3 protein-coding genes and 1 pseudogene are annotated in these 4,361 nt (G+C 42.2%); 2 read left to right on the top strand and 2 right to left on the bottom strand.

Going from position 1 to position 4,361, the window contains the following annotated elements; translation table 11 throughout:
* Positions 1 to 207 (bottom strand): annotated as a pseudogene (locus tag PX636_RS15505) (RNA-guided endonuclease InsQ/TnpB family protein); the annotation flags it as partial.
* Positions 208 to 370: 163 nt separating this feature from the next.
* On the opposite strand from PX636_RS15505, the gene tnpA reads away from it, so the two are divergent.
* The gene (gene tnpA / locus PX636_RS22725; protein WP_353853484.1) at positions 371 to 811 is read left to right on the top strand and encodes an IS200/IS605 family transposase; all 441 of its coding nucleotides are present in this window, start codon (positions 371 to 373) and stop codon (positions 809 to 811) included.
* Between the two features lie 357 nt (positions 812 to 1,168).
* Here the strand turns inward: tnpA and PX636_RS15500 are convergent, their stop codons facing one another.
* On the bottom strand, positions 1,169 to 2,359 hold the full coding sequence (locus PX636_RS15500) for a DUF3747 domain-containing protein (RefSeq protein ID WP_288117742.1): 1,191 nt from the start codon (positions 2,357 to 2,359) through the stop codon (positions 1,169 to 1,171).
* 458 nt (positions 2,360 to 2,817) lie between these two features.
* Here PX636_RS15500 and PX636_RS15495 point away from each other — a divergent pair.
* A partial coding sequence (locus PX636_RS15495) for an AsmA family protein (protein WP_502882892.1) occupies positions 2,818 to 4,361 on the top strand: 1,544 nt, incomplete at its 3' end.

The following is a 4,361-nucleotide window of genomic DNA, read 5'->3' as shown; positions in this document are numbered from 1 at the left end:
GAGTTTACCAACAAAAGAAAATTCAGGAATATTAGATAATTCGGTAGTTAGCCTACACAAAGTAGCATAGTTAACCTGATCTTCTTTGGTAGAGTCCATCCAAAATCTTAGACATTTGTTCCGAATAAACTGTCCCACCCTGATAGCCTCTTGAATGGCTATCTTTTGGGAAGGATTGACTTTTAACTTAAACTCTATGACTCGCATCGATTCGACCTCTCAATGTGTTAAGTAGGGAGGCACAATTATTTGTAGGATGGGTTAGCGGTAGCGTAACATGAGCAGGCGTTGGGTTTCATGCTTCAACCCAACCTACGTTCATCTTATATTTAATTCCACCCACCCACTTATATTATGAGTATAGTAATTCATTGTAAAAAGTGTCAAGAGCATAAAAACTAATTATTTTAAGACTCGTAGAGCCACTTTTAATCTCACCGTACATATAGTTCTTGTGACAAAATATCATCGGAAAGTATTCCAGAAAAAGCATTTAGAGTTTTTGAGAATAGTTTTTCAAAACATAGCTGAGAAATGGGAGGCGAAGGTAATAGAGATTAACGGAGAATCAGACCATGTTCACATTCTTTTAACTTACCCCCCTCATAAACTGTTAAGTAGTCTAATCGCTAACTTAAAATCAACTTCTTGCCAGCTGATGTGGGATAACTTTTCAGACCACTTGAAAGAGATATATGGTCAAGATAAGAGAATTTTGTGGACAGGGGCATATTTTGTGGCTAGTTGTGGCGGTGTCACAATAGACCAACTTAAGAAATATGTCGAGAATCAAGACTCCCATGAATATTAGCTGTGCTTCGCTGTTTTATGCTGGTCGGTTTTTCATCTCGTCAGTGAAACCGAGGGTTCCTTCAAACCGACATTTAAGGTAAAAATTAACAACCACAATCAGTGATCAGTAATCAGTAATCAGTCATCAGTAATCAGTGATCAGTAATCAGTCATCAGTCATCGGTAATTGGATAATATCTTTAGGCCTTTTTGAGATCAAACAGTGCCGGGCCTGGGAGTGAGCGGGGGGAAAATTGGGGGGACTTTTTCCCTGAAAATTAGGTAATTGACTTCCTAAAAATGGATAAAACCCCACACCCCACATCCTACCCCTAGGAAAAACTTTTTGCCGCAAACTCTGATGGAGGAGAGGCCGTTATTTTTTGGCGGTTTTAACACAATCGAGGGTACGGACGATGGCGGCTGCTGCGTAGTTACGACGGGCGGGATCATTTGGTACAAAAGCACTACCCTGTTCGTTCAAGGGAGAGGCCACACCGCAAAATCCCGACATCTGGGTAATTAAACTGGCAGCCCAATGACCGGAAGTATCGGAAAAATTGACGGGGGTTTTAGTTTGGGCTAAATCGGGGGCTTGTTTTTGCTGAGTTTTCAGGTAGGTGGCGGCCTGTTTGAGAATCGCCATCAATTCGGCCCGGGTGATGGGGTCGGTGGGACGGAATTCGCCGTTAGCTTTGCCGGCAACAATACCATTGGCCCGGGCCCATTGGATTTTTTTGGCACTCCAGCGCGTCGCTTCTACGTCGTTAAAACTGCCGCTGCCGGGGGGAATATCTTCTAGGTTAATTTTGGTGACAGTTCCCATCCCTTCAATAATCATCGAGACGAATTGTTCCCTGGTGACGGGATTTTCGGGGCGGAAGGTGTTATCTTCTTTAAAACCGGCCACTACCCCAAGCGCGATCGCTTTTTCAATCTCAGTTTTATAGATATCGCCGCTAATATCCTGGAAACTAGCCCCAGAACTGGGGGGAGGAGTGGTTTCGTTGATGGGCGGTCTCCCGGTGGCTGCGAGAACTTCCGCTTCTTTGCCGCTAAAGTAGAAGTGGCCTAAACTTTTGCCTTGGAAAGTACGACGGCTAAATCTCCAACCCGGTTCGAGGATAATTTTCATAAATCCTGTTTGCATTCCTCGGGTTCTTCCCACCACTAATTCCGGTCGGCGGGCATCCCGGGGGGTTCCCACTAAGTATAATTCGCCATTGCGTTCCACAATACGCAGGATGTAATCTAGCCCAAAATCCCGGCCATCCAGACGGATAGAATAACCATTACTATCGGTGGCGCGGCGACAAATGCCGGTAAAGTCAAAGTTGAGGAGTAGAGGGTCGATCATGACGGGATTTGAGCCGCTTTCGCTCCAACACTTCTGTTTTCCCTGGATTTGTTCCAAGACTAGCAGGTCAAATTTATTACCTCCGTAGGGACGAGCGATCGCTACTACCTGGGTCTGCTCGATGTCCTGTTCGTCAAAGTTGGCCGCTGGTGTGGCAGTTATGCCCAAGGTCATTAGGGCGGTTAGGGCGATCGATAATCTGGCTTTCATAATCTTTAATCTATAAGACGATTTTTGCAGTAAAAATAGACGTGCTAATCCCAATATTCTATGACTGAATGCTTCCGGTCGTTGTTCCAGACTGCGCCGGATTGTTGTCTGTCTGCACAACTTTTCTCTCAATCTTCAATTTCCGAACCTATTTATCCTGGCAATATTCTGATGGAACTGGTGGGTTGATCAATATTAATTCGGTTAGCTGTTGAAACTGGGGAGATTTTGGCGAATTGTTGAAAATTTTAGCCAGCCATTCGAGTCTTAGGCTAAGATGGGGAGAGAGGCTTTTAATTGGCCGCAGCCCTTGACTTCCTCACAGGATTTAAGCCCAATAATTGCCTAAAAAATGGCAATTAATCGATTGAGGGCTATCAGTGCCGCGGTGAATTATCATAGTTCATTAGCTCTGGTGAGCCATTTCCCTTTCTTTGGTGTGTGTGAGGTAAATAATTATGAGTAACTCCCCCGGTGATCCTTCTTCCCGTCCTAATCTTTTTCTGAGTATCGGTCGATTTGTCCGCCGGCCTTCTACTTTAATTGTCGGGGGAATTACTCTCCTAGGAATTACCTCCCTTGGCTATTTTACGACTCGTTATTTAGTTTATGAACGTCTCACCCCAATTTTAGACAATATCTTCAGTGAAATGCTGCACAGACCTGTCAGGGTAGGTAAGATAGAGGGCTTTTATTTTAATCGCATTCGTATCGGTAAATCGGAAATTCCAGCTACGGCCAATTCTGCTGATAGTTTATCTATTGATGCGATCGAATTGGGATTAAATCCACTGCCCTTACTTTTAGGTCTGCCGCTGCCGGTTGATGTCAAGTTAATTAATCCCAGTATTTATCTCGATCAGGATAAAAATGGTCAATGGCTCGATAATTTAGAAAAAATAGCTAGTAACTTTGATCGGGAGGCACCCATTAGGTTAAATCTGGGTTTTCAGGTGGAGAAGGCAGCTATTAATATCCAACCCTATGCCCTGAAAAAACCGATAGAAATTAAGGCCGATGGTCAAGGAAGATTTATTGATAATCAAAGGCAGCCTCTCACCTACGATTTCAGCGCAGAAATCCTCAAAAGTCAAGTAAAAATTCAAGGAGAAACGGCGTTAAAAACGGGTGAAAGCCTAACTAATCTTCAGATCGACCGTTTAAACTTAAGTGAACTATTAACTTTAATTCCTAATCGCAATTTTCAATTAAATCAAGGACAAGTAAATGCTAATATTGCTCTCAATATTCCCAGTTGGGCAAAGCTAAATCAAAGTCAAGGTAATGGCAATTTTCAGGTGACGGAAGTAGCGGGAAAATTCCAACCTTTCCAGTATCCAATTAAGCTAACAACTAAGTTAAATTTACAGGGAGACAAAGTATTAGTTGAACAAGCGACCGCAACTATTGGCAAGATTAAAACTGAGGTGAGAGGAGAAGTAAATTGGCAAACTGGTTATCATCTCAATGTCGCTCTAGAATCGGTGGATTTACAACAACTTTTAAGAATTATTTATCTGCAATCACCTCTAGATTTACGGGGAGAAGCACGCTCTACTTTTCAAGTGACGGGAAAACTAGATCAACCTCTAATTAAAGGAACCGTTAGCAACAGCAAACCGATTATTTTTGAGCAAATTCCTATTCAATCAATAACCAGTAATTTTCAAACAAATCTCAATCGTCTTAATTTAGATAAAATTCAAATTAAACCCGTCGCAGGTGGAGAAATTAAAGGAGAAGGAAAATTACAGTTAAATATTCTGCAATCCCTGCAAAAAAATCAACCTCTTGACGGGACAAAAATGCCAATTAATTTGAATTTACAAGCCAATTTTCCCACGAGAAAAATTTTATCTCAACTGGCAACAATTCCCGCTAAAATTAATATAAACGATCTGCAAGCTAATATTAAAGCTAGGGGTAGTTTAGGACTGCCACAATTATTAATTAATTGGCAAATACCCAGGGTTAATCGGTCAGGATTAATTAATGTTGCCGG

The organism is Microcystis sp. M53598_WE2 (assembly GCF_030067735.1).
Classification (GTDB): Bacteria; Cyanobacteriota; Cyanobacteriia; order Cyanobacteriales; family Microcystaceae; genus Microcystis; species Microcystis aeruginosa.
This window is presented reverse-complemented; position numbering and strand designations above follow the sequence as displayed.

Bases quoted from the DNA above. Each gene is read 5' to 3' on its own strand.
- PX636_RS15500 (WP_288117742.1), bottom strand. From the start codon at position 2,359: ATGAAAGCCAGATTATCGATCGCCCTAACCGCCCTAATGACCTTGGGC.